This window comes from Streptomyces sp. NPDC002144, from assembly GCF_053593695.1.
On record NZ_JBSFDB010000005.1, the window covers coordinates 320120 to 341254 of the forward strand.

General features: G+C 70.4%; 19 protein-coding genes. 18 read left to right on the forward strand and 1 reads right to left on the reverse strand.

Going from position 1 to position 21135, the window contains the following annotated elements; all coding sequences use genetic code 11:
• Positions 1-124 precede the first annotated feature (124 nt).
• The 15 genes from dxr to ACWCQ1_RS10525 all read left to right on the forward strand — a co-directional run bounded on the left by dxr (position 125) and on the right by ACWCQ1_RS10525 (position 17892).
• The gene (gene dxr, locus ACWCQ1_RS10455; RefSeq protein WP_358595902.1) at positions 125-1387 is read left to right on the forward strand and encodes a 1-deoxy-D-xylulose-5-phosphate reductoisomerase; all 1263 of its coding nucleotides are present in this window, start codon (positions 125-127) and stop codon (positions 1385-1387) included.
• An 8-nt stretch (positions 1388-1395) separates the two neighbouring features.
• Positions 1396-2688, forward strand: a complete 1293-nt coding sequence (locus ACWCQ1_RS10460; RefSeq protein ID WP_133047464.1) for a M50 family metallopeptidase — start codon at positions 1396-1398, stop codon at positions 2686-2688.
• A 201-nt stretch (positions 2689-2889) separates the two neighbouring features.
• Complete coding sequence (locus ACWCQ1_RS10465; protein ID WP_451026258.1) at positions 2890-3021, forward strand: hypothetical protein; 132 nt, start codon at positions 2890-2892, stop codon at positions 3019-3021.
• A gap of 206 nt (positions 3022-3227) precedes the next feature.
• Entirely contained in the window at positions 3228-4385 is a 1158-nt protein-coding gene (gene ispG / locus ACWCQ1_RS10470; RefSeq protein ID WP_133047418.1) for a flavodoxin-dependent (E)-4-hydroxy-3-methylbut-2-enyl-diphosphate synthase, read from the forward strand.
• Between the two features lie 276 nt (positions 4386-4661).
• Complete coding sequence (locus ACWCQ1_RS10475; RefSeq protein WP_451026259.1) at positions 4662-5702, forward strand: LacI family DNA-binding transcriptional regulator; 1041 nt, start codon at positions 4662-4664, stop codon at positions 5700-5702.
• A gap of 197 nt (positions 5703-5899) precedes the next feature.
• Positions 5900-7051, forward strand: a complete 1152-nt coding sequence (locus ACWCQ1_RS10480) for an ABC transporter substrate-binding protein (protein WP_358595906.1) — start codon at positions 5900-5902, stop codon at positions 7049-7051.
• 4 nt (positions 7052-7055) lie between these two features.
• Positions 7056-8165 (forward strand): ABC transporter ATP-binding protein, encoded by a 1110-nt coding sequence (locus tag ACWCQ1_RS10485; protein ID WP_358595909.1) that lies wholly within the window; start codon positions 7056-7058, stop codon positions 8163-8165.
• Positions 8162-9058: an ABC transporter permease gene (locus ACWCQ1_RS10490; protein WP_451026260.1), complete on the forward strand. Its 897-nt coding sequence runs from the start codon at positions 8162-8164 to the stop codon at positions 9056-9058. Before ACWCQ1_RS10485 ends, ACWCQ1_RS10490 begins: the two co-directional genes overlap by 4 nt.
• Positions 9058-9945, forward strand: coding sequence for an ABC transporter permease (locus tag ACWCQ1_RS10495; RefSeq protein WP_358595915.1), 888 nt, complete (start codon positions 9058-9060; stop codon positions 9943-9945). Before ACWCQ1_RS10490 ends, ACWCQ1_RS10495 begins: the two co-directional genes overlap by 1 nt.
• Positions 9946-9992: 47 nt before the next feature.
• On the forward strand, positions 9993-11423 hold the full coding sequence (locus tag ACWCQ1_RS10500) for a glycoside hydrolase family 28 protein (RefSeq protein WP_451026261.1): 1431 nt from the start codon (positions 9993-9995) through the stop codon (positions 11421-11423).
• A complete protein-coding gene (locus tag ACWCQ1_RS10505; RefSeq protein WP_451026262.1) occupies positions 11420-12799 on the forward strand; it encodes a glycoside hydrolase family 28 protein in 1380 nt (459 codons plus the stop codon). Before ACWCQ1_RS10500 ends, ACWCQ1_RS10505 begins: the two co-directional genes overlap by 4 nt.
• Positions 12796-14583, forward strand: coding sequence for an alpha-L-fucosidase (locus ACWCQ1_RS10510; RefSeq protein ID WP_451026263.1), 1788 nt, complete (start codon positions 12796-12798; stop codon positions 14581-14583). Before ACWCQ1_RS10505 ends, ACWCQ1_RS10510 begins: the two co-directional genes overlap by 4 nt.
• A 98-nt stretch (positions 14584-14681) precedes the next feature.
• The gene (locus ACWCQ1_RS10515; RefSeq protein WP_133047426.1) at positions 14682-15530 is read left to right on the forward strand and encodes a GNAT family N-acetyltransferase; all 849 of its coding nucleotides are present in this window, start codon (positions 14682-14684) and stop codon (positions 15528-15530) included.
• 54 nt (positions 15531-15584) lie between these two features.
• On the forward strand, positions 15585-16115 hold the full coding sequence (locus tag ACWCQ1_RS10520) for a GNAT family N-acetyltransferase (protein ID WP_133047427.1): 531 nt from the start codon (positions 15585-15587) through the stop codon (positions 16113-16115).
• Positions 16116-16188: 73 nt separating this feature from the next.
• Positions 16189-17892, forward strand: a complete 1704-nt coding sequence (locus tag ACWCQ1_RS10525) for a proline--tRNA ligase (RefSeq protein ID WP_133047428.1) — start codon at positions 16189-16191, stop codon at positions 17890-17892.
• 89 nt (positions 17893-17981) lie between these two features.
• On the opposite strand, the gene ACWCQ1_RS10530 is transcribed toward ACWCQ1_RS10525, so the two are convergent.
• Positions 17982-18299: a hypothetical protein gene (locus tag ACWCQ1_RS10530; RefSeq protein WP_451026264.1), complete on the reverse strand. Its 318-nt coding sequence runs from the start codon at positions 18297-18299 to the stop codon at positions 17982-17984.
• A gap of 24 nt (positions 18300-18323) precedes the next feature.
• Here ACWCQ1_RS10530 and ACWCQ1_RS10535 point away from each other — a divergent pair, with 24 nt between their 5' ends.
• Genes ACWCQ1_RS10535 through ACWCQ1_RS10545 form a run of 3 tightly spaced genes read left to right on the forward strand, consistent with a single transcriptional unit; the run spans position 18324 to position 21135 of the window.
• Positions 18324-19346 (forward strand): FAD:protein FMN transferase, encoded by a 1023-nt coding sequence (locus tag ACWCQ1_RS10535; protein ID WP_358595930.1) that lies wholly within the window; start codon positions 18324-18326, stop codon positions 19344-19346.
• Positions 19343-19924, forward strand: a complete 582-nt coding sequence (locus ACWCQ1_RS10540; RefSeq protein ID WP_451026265.1) for a ferric reductase-like transmembrane domain-containing protein — start codon at positions 19343-19345, stop codon at positions 19922-19924. Before ACWCQ1_RS10535 ends, ACWCQ1_RS10540 begins: the two co-directional genes overlap by 4 nt.
• Positions 19921-21135 carry an NADH-ubiquinone oxidoreductase-F iron-sulfur binding region domain-containing protein gene (locus ACWCQ1_RS10545; protein ID WP_451026266.1) on the forward strand — a complete coding sequence of 405 codons (1215 nt, stop codon included), beginning with the start codon at positions 19921-19923 and terminating at the stop codon, positions 21133-21135. The genes ACWCQ1_RS10540 and ACWCQ1_RS10545 overlap by 4 nt, the downstream gene beginning before the upstream one ends.

Consider the following 21135-nt stretch of genomic DNA (forward strand, 5'->3'; position numbering starts at 1 on the left):
AGGACGAAGACGCTCGGGGGTGAGGGTGACCGAAGGGACGAAGACGCGTCCCCCTCACCCCCCGTGCGGGGGACGAGGGGGACGCGCTGTCCTCACACACTGTCCTTACGGCCACAATGGAGGAATGAGCGACAGTCCATCCCCACTCGCTGACCCGCACCTCGTCTACGACCCCGTGGCGGGCAGCGGCCCGAAGGACGTGGTGATCCTCGGCTCCACCGGGTCGATCGGCACCCAGGCCATCGACCTCGTACGGCGCAACCCCGACCGCTTCCGGGTCACCGGCCTCTCCGCCAACGGCGGCCGCGTCGCCCTCCTCGCCGAGCAGGCGCACCAGCTCCGGGTACGGACCGTCGCGGTCGCCCGCGAAGACGTCGTACCCCAGCTGCGCGAGGCACTCACAAGCCTGTACGGCCCCGGCGAACCGCTCCCCGAGATCCTCGCCGGCCCCGCCGCGGCCACCCACCTCGCCGCCGCCGACTGCCACACCGTGCTCAACGGCATCACCGGCTCCATCGGACTCGCCCCCACCCTCGCCGCCCTGGAAGCCGGCCGCACCCTCGCGCTCGCCAACAAGGAATCGCTCATCGTCGGCGGCCCCCTCGTCAAGGCCCTCGCCAAGCCCGGCCAGATCATCCCCGTCGACTCCGAACACGCCGCCCTCTTCCAGGCGCTGGCCTCCGGCACCCGGGCCGACGTACGCAAACTGGTCGTCACCGCGTCCGGCGGCCCCTTCCGCGGCCGTACCAAGGCCGACCTCGCCCGGGTGACCGTCGAGGACGCCCTCGCCCACCCCACCTGGGCCATGGGCCCCGTCATCACGATCAACTCCGCGACCCTCGTCAACAAGGGACTGGAGGTGATCGAGGCCCACCTCCTCTACGACATTCCCTTCAGCCGCATTGAGGTGGTCGTGCACCCCCAGTCGTATGTCCACTCGATGATTGAGTTCACGGACGGATCGACGATCGCCCAGGCGACACCCCCCGACATGCGCGGGCCCATCGCCATCGGCCTCGGCTGGCCCGAACGCGTCCCGGACGCGGCACCCGCCTTCGACTGGAGCAAGGCGTCGACCTGGGAGTTCTTCCCCCTCGACAACGACGCCTTCCCCTCGGTGAACCTCGCCCGGCACGTCGGAGAACTCGCGGGCACCGCCCCGGCGGTGTTCAATGCGGCCAACGAGGAGAGCGTCGAGGCCTTCCGCACCGGCGCGCTCCCCTTCAACGGGATCATGGAAACCGTCACGCGGGTGGTCGAGGAACACGGCACACCGCGTACGGGAACCTCACTCACCGTGTCGGACGTCCTCGAAGCGGAGACCTGGGCACGAGCCCGGGCGAGGGAACTGACGCAGACCACGGCGACCGCGGAGGCGCGTGCATGACGACCCTGATGATGATCCTCGGCATAGTCGTCTTCGCGTTCGGCCTGCTGATCTCGATCGCCTGGCACGAGCTGGGGCACCTGTCCACGGCCAAACTCTTCGGCATCCGCGTGCCCCAGTACATGGTCGGCTTCGGCCCGACCATCTGGTCACGCAAGAAGGGCGAGACCGAGTACGGCATCAAGGCCGTCCCCTTCGGCGGCTACATCCGCATGATCGGCATGTTCCCGCCCGGCGACGACGGCAAGATCACCGCACGCTCCACCTCACCCTGGCGCGGCATGATCGAGGACGCCCGCTCCGCCGCCTTCGAGGAACTGCGCCCCGGCGACGAGACCCGCCTCTTCTACACCCGCGCCCCCTGGAAGCGGGTCATCGTGATGTTCGCGGGCCCCTTCATGAACCTGATCCTCGCCGTCGCCCTCTTCCTCACCGTCCTGATGGGCTTCGGCATCTCCCAGCAGACCACCACCGTCAGCTCCGTCTCCCAGTGCGTGATCGCCCAGAGCGAGAACCGCGACTCCTGCAAGAAGGGCGACCCCGCCTCCCCGGCCGCCGCCGCGGGCCTCAAGCCCGGCGACAAGATCGTCTCCTTCGACGGCGTACGGACCGACGACTGGAACAAGCTGTCCGACCTGATCCGCTCCGACCCCGGCAAGCCCGTCGCGATCGTCGTCGACCGCAAGGGCAAGGAGGTCACCCTCCACGCCACCATCGCCACCAACCAGGTCGCCAAGAAGGACTCCAGCGGCCAGATCGTCCAGGGCAAGTACGTGAGCGCCGGCTTCCTCGGCTTCAGCGCCGCCACCGGCATCGTCAAGCAGGACTTCGGCCAGTCGCTGACCTGGATGGGCGACCGCGTCGGCGACGCCGTCGACTCCATCGCCGCCCTGCCCGGCAAGATCCCCGGCCTCTGGGACGCCGCGTTCGACGGCGGCAAACGCGCCCCCGACTCCCCGATGGGCGTGGTCGGCGCGGCCCGCGTCGGCGGCGAGATCTTCACGCTGGACGTCCCGGCCACCCAGCAACTGGCGATGTTCGTCATGTTGGTCGGCGGCTTCAACCTCTCCCTGTTCCTCTTCAACATGCTCCCGCTGCTCCCCCTGGACGGCGGCCACATCGCGGGCGCCCTGTGGGAGTCCCTCCGCCGAAACCTGGCCAGGCTCCTCAAGCGCCCGGACCCGGGCCCCTTCGACGTGGCGAAGCTGATGCCGGTGGCTTATGTGGTGGCGGGGATCTTTGTTTGCTTTACCCTTCTCGTCCTGATCGCCGACGTAGTTAATCCGGTCCGATTGACCTAAGAAGCGGTCATTTTCTGTCACTGCGAATCGGTGCCGCGCCCTTCACTCGTGTAGCTCACATGGGTGAAGGGCGCGGCGGCCTCACCGCTGTCACCGCTTATATTCCAAGTACGGGGCGCTCCATTTTCGGCCACCGCTGGACTTGATCTCCCGGAACGATTCGGTACCCCCGACAAGGTGCGGTGCAGGCAACGAACCTTGTTGGCGGATGACGTGTGGCAGGACGTTGTGAAGTTCCTTGGTGGGGAGAGGAAGGGCACACCGGTCCTGGGTTACGAGGCCGCCCCCGCACTGGCCGTCCGCACCGACCTGGACGTCGACACTCTCTGCTGAGCCCCCCGTGCGACCGGGCATGGCGCGCAACCGGAGATCCTGTCCTCCGGAGCGCGCGTCATGCCCGGTGCGGCTGTCAGGGACACCATCGGGCGGATCGTCGGGCCGCCGTGTGCTCGCGTTCATGTCCGTGCCGTAATCTCGATGTTCGGAGCCCGCTGCTGACGGGACCGGATCTTGATCCACGACTTGGGGTTGCACAGCAGATGACTGCGATTTCTCTCGGCATGCCGTCCGTTCCGACCAGGGTTGCCGAGCGTCGGAAGAGCCGGCAGATCCAGGTCGGGTCCGTGGCGGTGGGCGGTGACGCGCCCGTGTCCGTGCAGTCCATGACCACGACCCGTACCTCCGACGTCGGCGCGACCCTGCAGCAGATCGCCGAGCTGACGGCGTCCGGCTGCCAGATCGTGCGGGTGGCGTGCCCCACGCAGGACGACGCGGACGCGCTCGCGACGATCGCCCGCAAGTCGCAGATCCCGGTCATCGCCGACATCCACTTCCAGCCGAAGTACGTCTTCGCGGCCATCGAGGCCGGCTGCGCCGCGGTGCGGGTGAACCCCGGGAACATCAAGCAGTTCGACGACAAGGTCAAGGAGATCGCGCGGGCCGCCAAGGACCACGGCACGCCGATCCGGATCGGCGTCAACGCGGGCTCGCTCGACCGGCGGCTGCTGCAGAAGTACGGCAAGGCGACGCCCGAGGCGCTGGTGGAGTCCGCGCTGTGGGAGGCGTCGCTCTTCGAGGAGCACGACTTCCGGGACATCAAGATCTCGGTCAAGCACAATGACCCGGTCGTGATGATCGAGGCGTACAAGCAGCTCGCCGCGCAGTGCGATTACCCATTGCATCTCGGGGTGACCGAGGCGGGGCCGGCCTTCCAGGGCACGATCAAGTCTGCGGTCGCCTTCGGCGCGCTGCTCTCGCAGGGCATCGGCGACACGATCCGGGTCTCGCTGAGCGCCCCTCCGGTCGAGGAGGTCAAGGTCGGCAACCAGATCCTGGAGTCCCTGAACCTCAAGCAGCGGGGCCTGGAGATCGTGTCGTGTCCGTCCTGCGGGCGCGCGCAGGTGGACGTGTACAAGCTCGCGGAGGAGGTCACGGCGGGGCTCACGGGGATGGAGGTTCCGCTTCGGGTGGCCGTCATGGGGTGTGTCGTCAACGGTCCGGGTGAGGCGCGTGAGGCCGACCTCGGCGTCGCGTCCGGCAACGGCAAGGGGCAGATCTTCGTCAAGGGCGAGGTCATCAAGACCGTCCCCGAGTCGAAGATCGTGGAGACCCTCATCGAGGAGGCCATGAAGCTGGCCGAGCAGATGGAACAGGACGGGGTCGCGTCGGGGGAGCCCGAGGTGTCGGTCAAGGGCTGACGCCCCGCACGTCCAGCCGTTTCCACCCGGCCGCGGGTCTCGTCGTGGCTGGTCGCGCAGTTCCCCGCGCCCCTACGGGGGCGCGTCTGCCGGACCCGGCTTCATCAGTCCCGCCCGGCTCGCCCCGCCATGGCCGAACCGCGCGTCCCCGCCCCGCCACCACCGGCACGGGATCTTCCCCACCCGGCTCCCCACCGCTAGCTTCTCCCCAGTAGCCGTCGTCGTCGAGAAAGCGCTCCCTCGGGCCTTCTCGGGACCGACCGGAGGGAGAGCCCGATGGCCATGGCGGAACCCCCGCGGGTGCGGGAACCCCGGTCGGCTCGGAGTGGGGGGCGGGCCAAGCGCGTCACCATCGCGGATGTGGCCCGCGCGGCCGACGCCTCCGTGTCCACCGTCTCCCGGGTGCTCAACGGCATCGGGACCGTGGACCCGGTTCTCGCGGACCGGGTGCGGCTCGCCATCGAGGAGCTGGGGTACCGGCCGAGCGCGGCGGCCCAGGGGCTGGCCCGGGGGCGTTCGGGGAGTATCGGCGTGCTCGTGCCCGATCTCGCCAACCCGCACTTCAGCGACCTGATCAAGACCTTCTCCGCGAGCGCGCGGGAGCGCGGCGCGCGGGTCGTCGTCATGGACTCCGACGAGGATCCGGGCGTGGAGCGGGAGCTGGCCGAGGAGCTGATGCGGTACGCGGACGGGCTGCTGCTCGCCTCGCCCCGGATGCCGCGGCAGGAACTCGCCGCCCTCGTCGCGCGCGGTGTCCCGCTGCTCGTCGCCAACCGTCAGGAGCCCGGCCTCGCCCTGACCTCCGTGTGCGTGGACTTCTACCAGGGCCTGCTCGCGCTGTGCGGGCACCTCTCCCAGCTCGGCCACCGCAAGGTCGCCTACCTCGCCGGCCCCCAGGGCTCCTGGGCCAACAAGGAGCGGCTGCGGGCGCTCTCCGGGGCCCGGGCCTTCGGGCTGGAGGTGACCGTCCTGGCCTGCGGATCCACCACGGACGAGGGGTACGGCGCCGGGCCCGCCGTCGTCGAGAGCGCCGCCACCGCGGTCGTCGCCTACAACGACTTCGTCGCCCTGGGTCTGCTGTCCCGGCTGACCGAGATGGGCGTACGGGTGCCCGGGGAGCTGTCCCTGACCGGCTTCGACGAGATCGACCTGGCCCGTTACTCCTCGCCGCCGTTGACCACGGTAGCGGTACCCCGCGGCGGTCTCGGCCGCGTGGCCGGCGACGCGCTCGCCCGGCTGATGGCGGGCGACGAAGGCATCGAATCGGTAACGCTCCCCGTTGAGCTGCGGGTTCGTGGTTCGTCCGGACCAATCTGAGCTCAGCGCCTTGACAGATCCGATGTCTCGCAGGACCTTGTTCGAGCACACGGACCGAGGAAGCGCTGTCTCATTGCCGGGCCCCCACCCGGCCGACGCCTGCAGGAGCCGCCGTGTTCCGAAAGCAGTACAGCTCCAGAGCTCGTCAAGCTCGTCGACACCCCGCACCACGGCTCGCTGTGGCGGCCCTGCTGCTCATGGGGGTCGTTGCTGCCTGCGGGGCTCCGGACGACAAGTCATCCGATGACAAGGGGGCGGATCAGAAGATTCCCGCCAAGCCCTCCAAGCCTGTCGCCCTGGACATCCTCGATGTGGCGGGCAACCTCCAGCTCACCCAGGGGATGATCGAGGAGTTCCGCAAGGAGCACCCGGACATCGTCAGCAAGGTGACGTACGGCAAGGCCCCGGCGCCCGACCTCGCCGGAAAGATCAAGGCGCAGCAGCAGGCCGGCCGGGTCCAGATCGACCTGGTGCTCACCGGCACGGACGGACTCGCGGCCGGTCTCTCGCAGAACCTGTGGTCGGACCTCGCCGCCCACCAGGACCTGATCGGCAGCCCCGACTATCTCCCGCCGGCCGCCGACATGGCCAAGCTGGCGCAGGGCAAGGGGCAGGCGATCGTCTACTACCCGTCCGGACCGCTCGTCGAGTACGACCCGGACAAGGTCAAGAGCCCGCCGAGGACCCCGCAGGAGCTGCTCGCCTGGGCCAAGGCCCACCCCAAGCGCTACCAGTACGCCGACCCCGCCAACTCCGGGCCCGGCCGCACCTGGCTGATGGGGCTGCCGTACCTGCTCGGCGACAAGGACCCGAGCGACCCCGAGCACGGCTGGGACAAGACCTGGGCGTATCTGAAGGAGCTTGACAAGTACGCGGCGCCGTACGCCTCCGGGACCACCGAGACGATGAAGAACCTCGCCTCCGGTCAGGTCGACATGATCCAGAGCACCACCGGCTGGTACATCAACCCGCGCGCCCTCGGCACCGTCCCGAAGAAGATGGCGGTCGCGCACTTCGACCACATGACGTGGGTGACCGACGCCCAGTACGCGGTCGTACCGAAGGGCGTGAGCGCGGACGTCATGTCCGCCGACCTCAACCTGATCAAGTGGATCCTGACGCCGAAGCAGCAGGCGAAGGCGTACGACGACGGCTACTTCTACCCGGGCCCGGCGGTGAAGGACGTACCGCTGTCGATGGCTCCCGCCAAGTCGCGGCAGACGATCGCCACGTACGGGAACAAGGACTTCGACTCCTGGATCGACCAGTTCCCGAAGAAGCCGTCCCTCCCGGCCCAGCAGCAGGTCACCGCGTTCGACCTGTGGAGCCGGAACGTGGCGGGCGGTTGATCGCATGGCCCGGTTCCACACCCTGCGCCTGGAGCGTGTCTCGCGCCGGTTCGGACGTCATCAGGCGCTGCATGAGCTGGAGTTGGAGATCTCGGGCGGCGAGTTCGTCGCGCTGCTCGGCCCCTCCGGCTGCGGCAAGTCCACCGCGCTCAACTGTCTGGCCGGGCTGCTGCCGCTGACCGGCGGCGCGATCCTGCTGGACGGTGAGCGCATCGACCAACTGGCCCCTGAGCGGCGCGGGTTCGGCATGGTCTTCCAGAACTACGCCCTTTTCCCGCACATGACCGTGCGCGGCAACGTCGCCTTCGGGCTGCGGATGGGCCGGGTGCCGAAGGCGGAGGCGGCCGAACGCACCGACCGGGCCCTTGAGCTGGTGCATCTCACCGAGCACGCGCACAAGCGGCCCGGGCAGCTGTCCGGTGGGCAGCAGCAGCGCGTCGCCATCGCCCGGGCCGTCGTCCTCGAACCGCGTCTGGTGCTGATGGACGAGCCGCTGTCCAACCTGGACGCGGCCCTGCGGCTGGAGATGCGCGCCGAGATCAAGCGCCTGCACCGGCGTCTCGGCCTCACCACGGTGTACGTCACCCATGACCAGGAGGAGGCTCTGTCGCTGGCGGACCGGCTGGTCGTGCTGCGTGACGGGCGCACACAGCAGATCGGCACGCCCGAGGAGGTGTACGCCCGTCCGGCCAACCGTTATGTCGCCGGGTTCATGGGTTACCGCACGATGCTCGACGCGACGCTCATCTCTACCGACGGTGAGCACGCCCGAGTGGACCTCGCCGGAACCCGGTTGACCGGCCTGGACCGGTCCGGTGCGGCCGCCGGTGGCCGGGTGACGGTTGCGGTACGCCCGGAGGACCTGGACGTCGTCGCCGACGGGGGAGCGGGGCTGCCCGCCCGGGTCGAGGTCGTCGAGTACCACGGTCGCGAACTCGCCGTCGAGGCGGCGCTGTCGGACGGCCGGCAGGTCCACTTCCGTACCCGCGCCCGGCTCGCCCCGGACGACGAGGTGCGGCTGGCCGCGCCCGCGGAGCGGGTGCTGTTGTTCGCGGCCGACGACGACCGTACGCGGACGGCGGCGGCCAACCCGGAGGCGGTGACAGCCTCATGAGCGCCGTCGGCACGGGAAAGCCGGCCCTGCGCCATCGCCTCGCCGAACGGGGGGTCGACCGCACGCTGTTGCTCGCGCTCCCCGGCGTCGTCTTCCTCGTCCTGCTGTTCTGCTACCCCTTCCTCTACGGCCTCCAGCTCTCCTTCCAGCCGCAGCACGGCGGGGGAGCGTTCGCCAACTACCGGCGGTTCTTCGACGATCCGTATCTGCGCGAGACGATCTGGATCACCCTCAGGCTCGCCGTGCCCGCCGCGCTGATCAACTGCCTCGCGGCCGTCCCCGTCGCCTTCGGTACCCGCCGCCCCTTCCGCGGCCGCCGACTGCTGACCACGATCCTGGTCATGCCGATCACGCTGGGCACGGTCCTCACCGCCGAGGGCCTGCTCGGCTACCTGGGTCCCAGCGGCTGGCTCAACAAGATCCTCCACGGTCTCGGCCTGACCGATCAGCCCCTTCAACTCGTGCACGACTACTGGGGAGTTCTGGCCTCGCTGGTCATCACCGGCTTCCCCTTCTCCTACCTGCTGACGCTGTCGTACCTCACCGGCATCGACCCCAGCCTGGAGCAGGCGGCGGCCACGCTCGGCGCGGGACGGTGGCACCGCTTCCGGCACGTCATGCTGCCGCTGCTCGCCCCCGGTCTCGCGATCACCTTCTGTCTCTCCTTCGTGCTGGCCTTCGCGGTGTTCCCCTCCGCGCAGCTGGTCGGTGACCCGCGCGCCGCCACGCACGTCATCTCCATCGAGGCCTACCAGGCGGCCTTCCAGAAGTTCGACTACTCGCTGGGCTCGGCGATCGCGATGGTCATGGCCGCCGTGATGCTCGCGGTGGTCGTCCTGGTGCTGGGCTGGCGCTCGCTGCTGTACCGCGGGGCGACGGGAGGCAAGGGCTGATGACCGACGTACTCGAAGTGCCCGCGCCGGCGAAGGAGGCCTCCGCGCGCCCGCGGCCCTGGTGGCGCAAGCCCGGTGCCTGGGCCGCCGTGCTCGTCTTCGGGCTCTTCCTGGTCAACCTCGCCGGGATCGTGGGCGTCCCGCTCGCCGACTCCTTCGGCACGCGCTGGTTCACCAGCTGGCTGCCCGAGGGCTGGACGACGAAGTGGTACGGCGAGGCCTGGCGGGAGTTCTCGCTGGGGCAGGTCTTCTGGACGACCGCGCTGGTCTCGCTGCTGGTGGTCGCGGTGTCGGTGGTCGTCGGCGTCCCGGCCGCCTACGCGCTCGCCCGCCGCGACTTCCCCGGCAAGAAGCTGGTCCTGTTGCTGTTCCTGCTGCCGATCCTGGTCCCGCCGCTGACGTACGGCATCCCGCTCGCCACCGTGCTGTACAAGTTCCAGCTGGCGGGCACGCTGACCGGGGTCGTGCTGGCGAACCTCGTGCCGTCGGTGCCGTTCGTGGTGCTGACCATGACCCCTTTCATCGAGCAGATCGACCCTCGCATCGAGGCGGCGGCGCGGATGTGCGGGGCGCGGACGGCGTCCGTGCTGCTGCGGGTCCTCGCGCCGCTGCTGGTGCCGGGCATCCTCGCCGCGTCCGTGCTGGTCCTCGTCCGCACGGTCGGCATGTTCGAGCTGACGTTCCTGACCGCGGGCCCGGACAGCCAGACGCTGGTCGTCGCCCTTTACTACGCCGTCTTCTCGGCCGGCATCCGTACGCAGCAGTCCATCGACGCGATGGCCGTGATGTACACGGCGTCGATGCTGGTGCTGCTGGTGATCGCGCTGCGCTTCGTCAATCCGACGCAGCTGGTCACCCGGGTGAGGGAGGAGCAGGCCCACGGCTGACCGACCGGACCGAACCCGCACCGTCCGTCAGAAACAGGTGATCCCCCTTGCGTGCAAGTTTCCCCCGACGCACCGCCCGTATCTCCCGACGCACCGCCCTCGCCGCGGGGGGCCTGGCCGCGGCCGCCCCGCTGTTGACGCCGCCGCCCGCCGAGGCGGCCCCCGCCGACCCCTGGACCCGGGTGCCCGGCATCCTCGCCCGGATCAGGCCGCCGCGATTCCCCGGACGCCGCTTCGACATCCGGGACTTCGGCGCCGTCGCCGGGGGAGTGACCCCGTGCACCGAGGCGTTCCGGCGGGCCGTCGCCGCCGCTCATGAGGCGGGCGGCGGCCGGGTCGTCGTACCGGATGGCAGGTACCTGACAGGGGCGATCCATCTGCGGAGCAACGTCGACCTCCATGTCACCGAGAACGCCGTCATCGCCTTCAGCCCCGACCCCGCCGACTACCTCCCCGCGGTGCTCACCCGCTGGGAGGGCACCGAGTGCTGGAACTACTCGCCGTTCGTCTATGCCCACGGCTGCGAGAACGTCGCCGTCACCGGCACCGGCATCATCGACGGGCAGGCCCGGCTCGGCCCGTGGGAGAGCTGGTACCGCGACGGCAGGCTCCAGTCGCCCGACCAGAAACTCCTGCGCCAGATGGGCAGTTCGGGCGTCCCGGTCGCCGAGCGGGTCTTCGGCGCCGGGCACTACCTGCGGCCCCAGCTGATCCAGTTCCACCGCTGCCGCAACGTCCTGGTCAGCGACGTCACGCTGGTCGACCCGCCGATGTGGACCGTGCACCCGGTGCTGTCCAGCAATGTCACCGTCCGCCGCGTCACCGTCGACAGCACCCTCTACAACACCGACGGCTGCGACCCCGAGGCCTGCCGGGACGTGCACATCAGCGAGTGCTCCTTCGACACCAACGACGACTGCATCGCCGTGAAGTCGGGGCGCGACGAGGACGGCCGGCGTGTCGGCGTGCCCAGTGAGAACGTCGTCGTGCAGGACTGCCGATTCTCCGGGCGTTGGGGCGGACTCGCGGTCGGCAGCGAGATGTCGGGCGGGGTACGGAACGTCTTCGCCGAGCGGTGTGTCGTCAACTCGCCCGAGTTCCCCGGCCGTTACCCGGTCAAGTATCCGCTGTACGTCAAGACCAGCAAAAAGCGTGGCGGCTTCGTCTCCGGCGTGCACATCCGGGACTTCACGGGGACGGACGTGGACCGCGAGGCCGTCTACGTCACCGCCAACTACAACGGCGGTGAGAACGGCACCCTCCCGGTCACCGTCGAGGACATCACCGTCCGCCGCACCCGCCTGGACGGAGCGAAGGCGGTCCTGAACCTCGAGGGCCTCGCCACCGACCACCTCCACGGCGTCCACCTGGACCACTGCGACTTCACCGGGGTCCGCGGCCCGGACAGCGTGACGTACACCGACGACCTCACCGAACGGCACGTCACCGTCAACGGCACGGAGGTGACGGCGCCATGAGACGCCGTACGCTCCTGAAGGCGTCCGGCGCCGCCCTCGCCCTGCCGAGGCCGCCGGCCTCGGGCGCCCCCGCCGACCCCTGGTCCCGCGTCCCGCGCATCCTCGCCCGCATCCGGCCGCCCGCCTTCCCGCACCGCTTCTTCGACATCCGCCGCTACGGCGCGGTCGGCGACGGCACCACCAAGAACACGCTCGCCTTCCGCCGGGCCGTCGAGGCCTGCCACGAGGCCGGGGGCGGCCATGTCGTCGTCCCCGAGGGCGTGTTCCTCACCGGTGCGATCCACCTGCTCAGCGGGGTGGACCTGCGTGTCGAGGGCACGGTCCTGTTCAGCACCGACCCCGCCGACTACCTCCCGGTCGTCCTCACCCGCTTCGAGGGCACCGAGTGCTACAACTACTCGCCCTTCATCTACGCCCACGGCCAGCGCGACCTGGCGATCACCGGCCCCGGCACCCTCGACGGACAGGGCATGGCGGGCCCCTGGAAGAGCTGGCGCGACCCCGGCGGCGGTGCCCCTGCCGACCAGGAGGCGCTGCGCGGCATGGGCGAGCGGGGCGTGCCCGTCGCCGAGCGGGTCTTCGGCGCCGGCCACTATCTGCGCCCCAACATGGTCCAGTTCTACCGCTGCCGGAACATCCTCATCCGCGATGTCACGGTCCTCGAACCGGCCATGTGGACCCTGCACCCGGTGCTGTCCCGCAACATCCTGGTCCAGGACGTCGACGTCATCGGCCGCATCAACAACAGCGACGGCTGCGACCCCGAGTGCTGCGAGGACGTCTACATCACCGGATGCCGCTTCCACACCGAGGACGACTCGATCGCCGTCAAGTCCGGGCGCGACGAGGACGGGCTGCGGGTCGGCACGCCGAGCCGGAACATCGTCGTACGCGACTGTGTGTTCTCCGGGCGGTGGGGCGGTATCGCCGTGGGCAGCGAGATGTCCGGCGGGGTGTACGACGTCTTCGCCGAGGACTGCCGCATCAACCCCCTTGATTTCCCCGGCCGTTACAACCCGCGGCATCCCGTCTTCCTGAAGACCAACAAGAAGCGCGGCGGGGCCATCGACGGCGTGTACGTCCGCCGCTTCACCGGACGGCAGATCGACCGGGACTGCGTCTACCTGACCACCCGCTACTCCGGCCAGACCGGCGACCGCCCGGCGGTCATCCGCAACGTCCACGTCCAGGACATGGTCCACGACGGCGCCCGCCGCGCCATCAACCTCGAAGGCCTGGACTCCGACCCCTTCCGCCACATCCGCATCGAGCGTTGCGACTTCACGGGCATCGCCGAGCCGAACGTCATCGAGTCCGCCCCGGATCTCGTCCTGAGGAAAGTGTTCGTCAACGGAACAGAGGTCACGTATCCATGAGACCCGCACGGAGCACCGTCCACCTGCTGTGGGTGGCCGTACTCGCCCTGCTCTGCGGCCTGTTCGCCGCGCCCGCGTCGCAGGCGGCGGCAGCGCACCACCCCGCGTACCCGCCCCGCCAGACCATGCTGCGCAATGCCACCGCCGGCATGTTCCTGCACTGGGGCATGTTCACCGCGCCCAAACACCTCGACTGCGCGAGCTGGGAGAAGGACGTCACCGACGGCGGCTGGAACCCGGACTACTGGGTCGACGAGGCCCGCAAGATCCGCGCGAGCTACATCGTCCTCGCCACCTTCCACTCCCGCCTCGGCTACGCCCGCCCCTGGCCGTCGGCGATCCCCGGCTCCTGCTCGACCAAGCGGGACATCCTCGGTGAACTCATCGGCGCGGCCGCCAAGAAGGGCCTGAAGGTCATCCTCTACATGACCGACGACCCCAAGTGGCACAACGAGCAGGGCATCGAGACCCTCGACTCCGCCGCCTACTCGGCCTACAAGGGCCACGACGTCGACCTCACCACCCGTGAGGGCTTCGGCGAGTTCAGCTACGACAACTTCTTCGAGGTCATGAAGAAGTACCCGAAGCTGTCGGGCTTCTGGATCGACAACGACAACGAGTACTGGGAACAGCACCAGCTCTACGAGCAGATCCGCCAGTTGCGCCCGGACATGACCCTGAGCAACAACAACGAGGACACCCCGATCATGGACATGGTGTCCCATGAGCAGAAGGTCGGCATGACGCCGCCGTACGACCAGCCGTCGGCGATCTGGACCCCGATGCCCCGCCTGACCGAGTCCTGCTACAAGGTCCCCGACACGGGCAGCTGGTGGTACGACGGCCAGGACCGCCCGGTGTCGACCGGTCTCAACGTCGACCGGTACATCGCCAACGCGGGCAACTCCATCCTCTCCCTCGCCGACTTCACCGCCATGGTCAACGGCCGCTTCCCCGCCCAGCAGGAGAAGTTCCTCGACCTGATGAAGGACTACCTCCCGCCCATCTGGCAGTCCCTGCACGGGGTGTACGGCGGCGGGTTCATGTACGGCGGTATGCAGCCCGGCAGTTGGAACGACGGCTCCTACGGCTACATCACCGTCAGCCGCACCGACCGCACGACCCAGTACGTCCACGTCACCACGAAGCCGGCCTCCGGCGACCAGGTCCGCATCCGTGACAACGGCTACCGGATCGAGAGGATCACCGACCTGCGCACCGGCAAGCGGTTCCACTTCGACCAGCAGGGCGGCACCCTCACCATCAAGGGCGTCACCGACTGGGATCCTTACGACACCGTCTTCAAGGTCCGTACGGCACCCGTGCGCGAGGGCGTCTACCCGACCGGTGTGGTCAAGGCCTCCGATCCCGCCCTCACCGACGGCGACTTCACCACCTACAGCGACAACAAGGGCGTCCTGCCCGCCGGTTACACCCTCGACCTCGGCCGCGTCCGCAAGGCGTCCTTCCTCGGCGTCAACCAGCGCGAATGGTCGCCGACATACAACCGGGAGACCTTCGGCAGGAAGGAGGACTCCGCGCGGATCAAGGACTACACGGTGTCCGTGAGTGATGACGGCACGACATGGAGTGAGGTGAAGGCCGGGGTCCTGGAGAGCGCCCGCGGCATCCGCTTCATCGACCTCCCCGCCGCTCTGCGCACCCGGTACATCCGCCTCGACGTGCCCACCACCTGGGGTGCCCCCACCGTGCCCGCGTTCTACCAGCAGCTGCGGATCGACGAGATACAGGTCGGCTACGGCCATCCCACGAGCCACGGCTGACGCACGGGCCCTGCCGCGTCGCCGCACGGGGCGGCGCGGCCCACATTCGGCAGGTACAGTGCGGAGATCAGCAGAACCCTCAGCGTGAGGTCCCGCACGTGTTGACCCAGACCACCTCCCGAGTGCTCGAACCGAGCGACCTGGACGCCGCGCTCGCCGTCCTCGACCGCGAGCCGGTCGCGAACGCCTTCGTGACGTCCCGCGTCCAGGTCGCCGGCCTCGACCCGTGGCGGCTCGGCGGCGAGATGTGGGGCTTCTACGAGGACGGCATGCTCACGTCCCTCTGCTACGCCGGCGCCAACCTGGTCCCCATCTGCGCCACCCCGCGCGCCGTGCGCTCCTTCGCCGACCGCGCCCGCCGGGCCGGCCGCCGCTGCTCCTCCATCGTCGGCCCCGCCGAGGCCACCACCCAGCTGTGGCGGCTGCTCGAACCCAGCTGGGGCCCGGCCCGCGAGGTCCGCGCCCACCAGCCGCTCATGGTCGCCGACCGCATGCCCGCCGACATAGCCCCCGATCCGTACGTCCGTCGCATCCGCAAGGACGAGATCGAAACGATCATGCCGGCGTGCGTGGCGATGTTCACCGAGGAGGTCGGCGTCTCCCCGCTGGCCGGCGACGGCGGTCTGCTCTACCAGGCCCGGGTCGCCGAACTCGTCGGCGCCGGACGCTCCTTCGCCCGCCTCGACGAGCACGGCAAGGTCGTCTTCAAGGCCGAGATCGGCGCGGCGACCCCCCAGGCCTGCCAGATCCAGGGCGTCTGGGTGGCCCCCGAGTACCGGGGCAGGGGCCTCGCGGCACCCGGCATGGCGGCGGTCCTGCGCTACGCCCTGGCCGACGTGGCGCCGGTGGTCAGCCTGTACGTCAACGACTTCAACACCCCGGCGCGGCGGACCTACCTGAAGGTGGGGTTCCAGGAGGTCGGCGCGTTCACGAGCGTGCTCTTCTAGCCGCTGTTCACAGTGCTGTTCTGAGCCTGGTGGGAGACCTGTAGTCTCCCCCGCATGGACCTCGTCATCGGCCCCCTCGACCTCCCCGCCCACGTAGACGAGGCTCTCGCCGTCCAGGCCGTCGCCTTCGGTCTCGGCGCGGACGAGGTGGCCGTCCGCCGGCAGATCGTCCTGCGCCACATGACCTACCCCGGAGCCCGCGCCCTCGGCGCCACCAGCGGCGGCCGGCTCGTCGGGTTCGTGTACGGCATGCCGAACGACCGCACCCACTGGTGGTCGACCGTCGTCGAGCCCTACCTCCGTGCCCAGGGGCACGACGCCTGGCTCGACGACTCCTTCGTGATCACCGAGCTGCACGTCCACCCCCGCTACCAGAACCGGGGCATCGGCCGCTCCCTGATCACCACCATCACCGACGCCGCCGCCGAACCCCGCTCGATCCTGTCCGCGATCGACACCGACAGCCCGGCCCGCGGTCTCTACCACTCCCTCGGCTACGAGGACCTGGCCCGCCGCGTCCTGTTCCCCAGCGCCCCGAAGCCGTACGCCGTGATGGGCGCCCCCCTCCCGCTGCGCCGCCGGTAACGGATTTCCACCGGCACAGCGACCCCGGCTAACCTCCTAGCCATCACCCTTTCCCGGCAGGAGTACGAGAACCATGGCCAACGCACCGGTCCAGCGCATGTCCCAGTTGATGGCGAAGACGCTGCGCGACGACCCGGCGGACGCCGAGGTCCTCAGCCACAAGCTGCTCGTCCGCGCCGGTTATGTCCGCCGCACCGCGGCCGGCATCTGGAGCTGGCTGCCGCTCGGCAAGAAGGTGCTGGCCAACGTCGAGCGCGTCGTCCGTGAGGAGATGGACGCGATCGGCGCCCAGGAGGTCCTGCTCCCCGCCCTGCTGCCCCGGGAGCCCTACGACGCCACCGGCCGCTGGGACGAGTACGGCCAGGAGCTGTTCCGCCTCAAGGACCGCAAGGGCGGCGACTACCTCCTCGGCCCGACCCACGAGGAGATCTTCACCCTGCTGGTGAAGGACCAGGCGTCCTCCTACAAGGACCTGCCGGTCATCCTCTACCAGATCCAGCACAAGTACCGCGACGAGGCCCGCCCGCGGGCCGGCATCCTGCGCGGCCGCGAGTTCCTGATGAAGGACTCGTACTCCTTCGACACCGAGGACGAGGGCCTCGCCCAGTCCTACGCCCTGCACCGCCAGGCCTACCAGCGGATCTTCGAGCGCCTCGGCCTCGACTACCGCATCTGCGCCGCCACCGCCGGCGCCATGGGCGGCTCCAAGTCGGAGGAGTTCCTCGCCCCGGCCGGGGCCGGCGAGGACACCTTCGCCGACTGCCCCAACTGCGACTTCGCCGCCAACACCGAGGCGATCACCTACGAGCTGAAGCCGGTGGACGCCGACGGCGTGCCCGCGCTCGAGGAGATCCCCACCCCGGACACCCCGACCATCGAGACCCTCGCCGCCCACCTCGGCGTCGAGGCCTCCGCCACCCTCAAGAACCTCCTCGTCAAGGTCGACGGCGAGATCGTCGCCGTCGGCGTCCCCGGCGACCGCGAGGTCGACATGGACAAGGTCGAGGCGCACTTCGCCCCGGCGGTCGTCGAGATGGTGACCGAGGCCGACTTCGCCGGCCGCCCGGACCTGGTCCGCGGCTACGTCGGCCCGCAGGGCCGCGGCGAGAAGGTCAGGTACATCGCCGACCCGCGCGTGGCCCCCGGCACGGCCTGGATCACCGGCGCCAACAAGGCCCACACGCACGCCAAGAACGTCGTCGCCGGACGGGACTTCCAGGTCGACGAGTACGTCGACGTCGTGGTCGTCCAGGAGGGCGACCCCTGCCCCAAGTGCGGCACCGGACTGAAGCTGGACCGCGCCATCGAGATCGGCCACATCTTCCAGCTCGGCCGCAAGTACGCCGACGCGCTCAAGCTCGACGTCCTCGGCCAGAACGGCAAGCCGGTCCGCGTGACCATGGGCTCCTACGGCATCGGCGTCTCCCGCGCCGTCGCCGCGCTCGCCGAGCAGACCGCCGACGACAAGGGCCTGGTGTGGCCGAAGGAGGTCGCGCCCGCCGACGTCCACGTCGTCGCCGCCGGCAAGGCCCTGCAGACCGAACTGGCCCTGGAGGTCTCCGAGAAGCTCCGCGCCGCGGGCCTGCGCGTCCTCGTCGACGACCGCGCCGGCGTCTCCCCGGGCGTGAAGTTCACCGACTCCGAGCTCATCGGCGTACCGCAGATCCTGGTCGCCGGGCGCCGCTCCGCCGAGGGCGTCCTGGAGCTCAAGGACCGCAGGACCGGTGAGCGCGAGGAGCTGACGGTGGACGAGGCGATCGCCCGCCTCACCGCCTAAAGGAACTCCTCAGAAACCTCTGGGGGCACCTGAAGCTGCCTCACAGACTTCTCTGAGGGTCGTACCCGACCGTAGTGCGTGACAGAACGTCACCAGGGAGGGAACGACATGACCAGCAGGGAACGAGGTGCTCTCGCCGCGGTCCGCAGAGGGACCCGGCGCACCGCGGCGACAGCGGCGGCCGTCACACTGGCGGCCGCCGCCGGAATGTTCGCGCTGATCGGCACGATGCACACGGACACCGGCGCGGTGTCCTCGACGACGAACAGCAGCACCGGGTCGAGCGGAAGCACAGGCACGGGCAGCAGCGACACCAGCGGTACGAGCTCGTCCTCGTCGTCCGGCGACACCTCTTCCTCCGCCTCGTCCACGGGGGGCCTGACCTCCTCCAATGGCAGCGGCTCCACCGACTCCACCTCGGGGGCGTCGTGATGAGCGCGCCGGCCGAGCCCCGCACCACGGCCGCCGTCGAGTGGCGTGCCCTGGGCACCACGGTCCGCCTGGTCGTCACCGACCCGGCCCTGCTGGACTCCTGCAACCTGCTGCTGGCCCGGCACCTCGCCGAGGTCGACGCGGCCTGCAGCCGCTTCCGCAGCGACTCCGAACTGGCCGCCCTCGACGACAGCGTGGGCCGCCCGGTCCGGGTCAGCCCGCTGCTCGCCGAGACCCTCGCGGTCGCCCTGGACGCGGCGGAGACGACCGACGGCGCCGTCGACCCCACGGTCGGCTCGGCGATGGACGCGATCGGCTACGACCGCGACTTCACGCTGGTCCAGGAGGACGACCGCCCGATCCGGCTCACCGTGAGGCGCGCCCCCGGCTGGCGCACCGTCCACCTCGACCGCGCGACCGGTACGGTCACCGTCCCGGCCGGCGTCCGCCTCGACCTCGGTGCCACGGCGAAGGCCTGGGCCGCCGACAAGGCCGCCGCGCTGCTCGCGCGGACGGCCGGCTGCGGAGTCCTGGTGAGCCTCGGCGGCGACACCGCCGTCGCGGGCGAGCCCCCGGCCGACGGCTGGCAGATCCGCGTCCAGGACATCACCGGCCCGGTCGGAAAGACACCGCCCCAGGGCCCGTACGCCCTGGTCGGCCTGCACAGCGGAGGCCTCGCCACCTCGGGCACGGCTGCCCGCAACTGGCGCCGCGGCGACCACACCCTCCACCACATCATCGACCCGCACACGGGCCTCCCGGCCCACACCCCATGGCGCACGGTCACGGTAGCGGCCGCGACGTGCGCCGAGGCCAACGCGGCGACGACAGCGGCCCTGGTGAAAGGGGCGGGGGCGGAGGGTTGGCTGACGAGGATGGCCCTGCCGGCGCGTTTGGTGAGCCAGGAGGGGCAGGTCATAACGACTCCGGGCTGGCCAGACGCCCTCAGGGGCGCGGGACTGTGTCAATCAGCGGCTTCGCCGCGGAGCGCGACCAGCCCCCACCGGCGGTCGGCCGCATGACAACCGAAACCCTCTGGTACGCCAACCGAGCCACAGGTGCCATCAGCCTCATCCTCGTCACGGTCGTCGTACTCCTCGGCATCGCAGTGAAGCTCCGCGGCAGACTCCCCGGCCTCCCCCACTTCGGCACGGTCTCCCTCCACCGCACCCTCTCCCTCTCCGCGACGGCCTTCCTCACCCTCCACATCGCCCTCGCGGTACTCGACAGCTACGTCAACATCACCCTCACCGACGTCGTCGTCCCCTTCGTCTCCGACTACCAACCCCTCTGGCTGGGACTCGGCACGGTCGCCCTCGACCTGATGCTCACCGTCCTGATCACCAGCCTCCTGCGCGAACGCCTCGGCCACCGCACCTGGCGCGCCCTCCACTGGCTGGCCTACGCCTCCTGGCCGGTCGCCCTGTTCCACGGCATCGGCATCGGCACGGACACCGGCACCGGCTGGATGACCTGGCTGACGATCTCCTGCGTGGCCGCGGTCGTGGCCGCCGGCGGCATCCGCCTGGCGCAGTCCGCCCGCGCGGCCCGCCGTACCCCCGAAGCCCTTCTCCGCACGGCCGAAGGAGCCCGCTCATGACCGCGAGCCACCCCGACCTCCACATGCCCCCGCGCCTGCTCGCGCCCACAGGCACCCCGGCCGACCTCGCCACGCACGAACAGCGCTACGGCCCACTCTCCTACGGCGACCAGGCCGCGCTCCTCACCACCATCGCCGCGTCCGGGCTCACCGGCCGCGGGGGAGCGGCGTTCCCGGTGCACCGCAAGCTGACCGCGGTCGTCGAGGCCGCCCGCCGCACGGGCCGTACTCCGGTCGTCGTCGCCAACGGCGCGGAGGGCGAGCCCGCGAGCCGCAAGGACAAGACGCTGCTCGCGCTGTCACCGCACCTGGTCCTCGACGGCCTGCAGGTGGCGGCCCGGGCGGTCGGCGCGGGGGAGGCCCACCTGGCGGTCGAGGAAGGTGTCTCCTCCCTCGAATCGGCCGTCGCCCACCGCGGGGACCCGGTCCCCGTCCGGGTCGTACGGCTCCCCAAGCGGTTCCTGTCCGGCCAGGCCTCGGCGCTCGCCCAGTTCGTCGGCGGAGCCGCCGCGCTGCCGTCGTACCAGGACCCGCCGGTCCGCGAACGCGGTGTGCGCCGGGCGCCGACCCTGGTCCAGAACGTCGAGACCCTCGCCCACCTGGCCCTGATCGCCCGCTACGGCCTGGAGTGGTTCCGCTCGGCGGGCACGCCCGGCCAACCCGGCAGCGCCCTCTGCACGGTTCACGTACCGGGCCGCCAACCCCGCGTGACCGAGGCCCCGTTCGGCACACCGCTGCACCGCGTCGTTCCTCTGCACGGCATGTCCGCCGTCCTCCTGGGCGGCTACCACGGCGGCTGGATCCCGGCAGCGGAGGCGGCCCAACTCTCCCTGGACGCGACGACGATGGGCGCCGGAGTCCTGGCCGCCCTCCCCGCCGACCGCTGCGGCCTCGCGGAGACCGCCCGGGTCCTGCGCTACCTGGCCCTCCAGTCGGCCGGCCAGTGCGGCCCCTGCCTCAACGGCCTGCCCCGCATCGCGGCCGGATTCCAGACCCTGGCGACCCCGGGCCCCCAGGGCACCACCCGCACCGATGTGTCCCGCTGGTCCGGCCTGGTCGAGGGCCGCGGCGCCTGCCACCACCCCGACGGCACGGCCCGCCTGGTCCGCAGCGCGCTCACGACCTTCACATCCGAACTGGACGCCCACGCAAGGGGCTTGTGCACCGCAACCGACCGCACACCCCTGCTCCCCGTACCCCAGGAGTTCTGA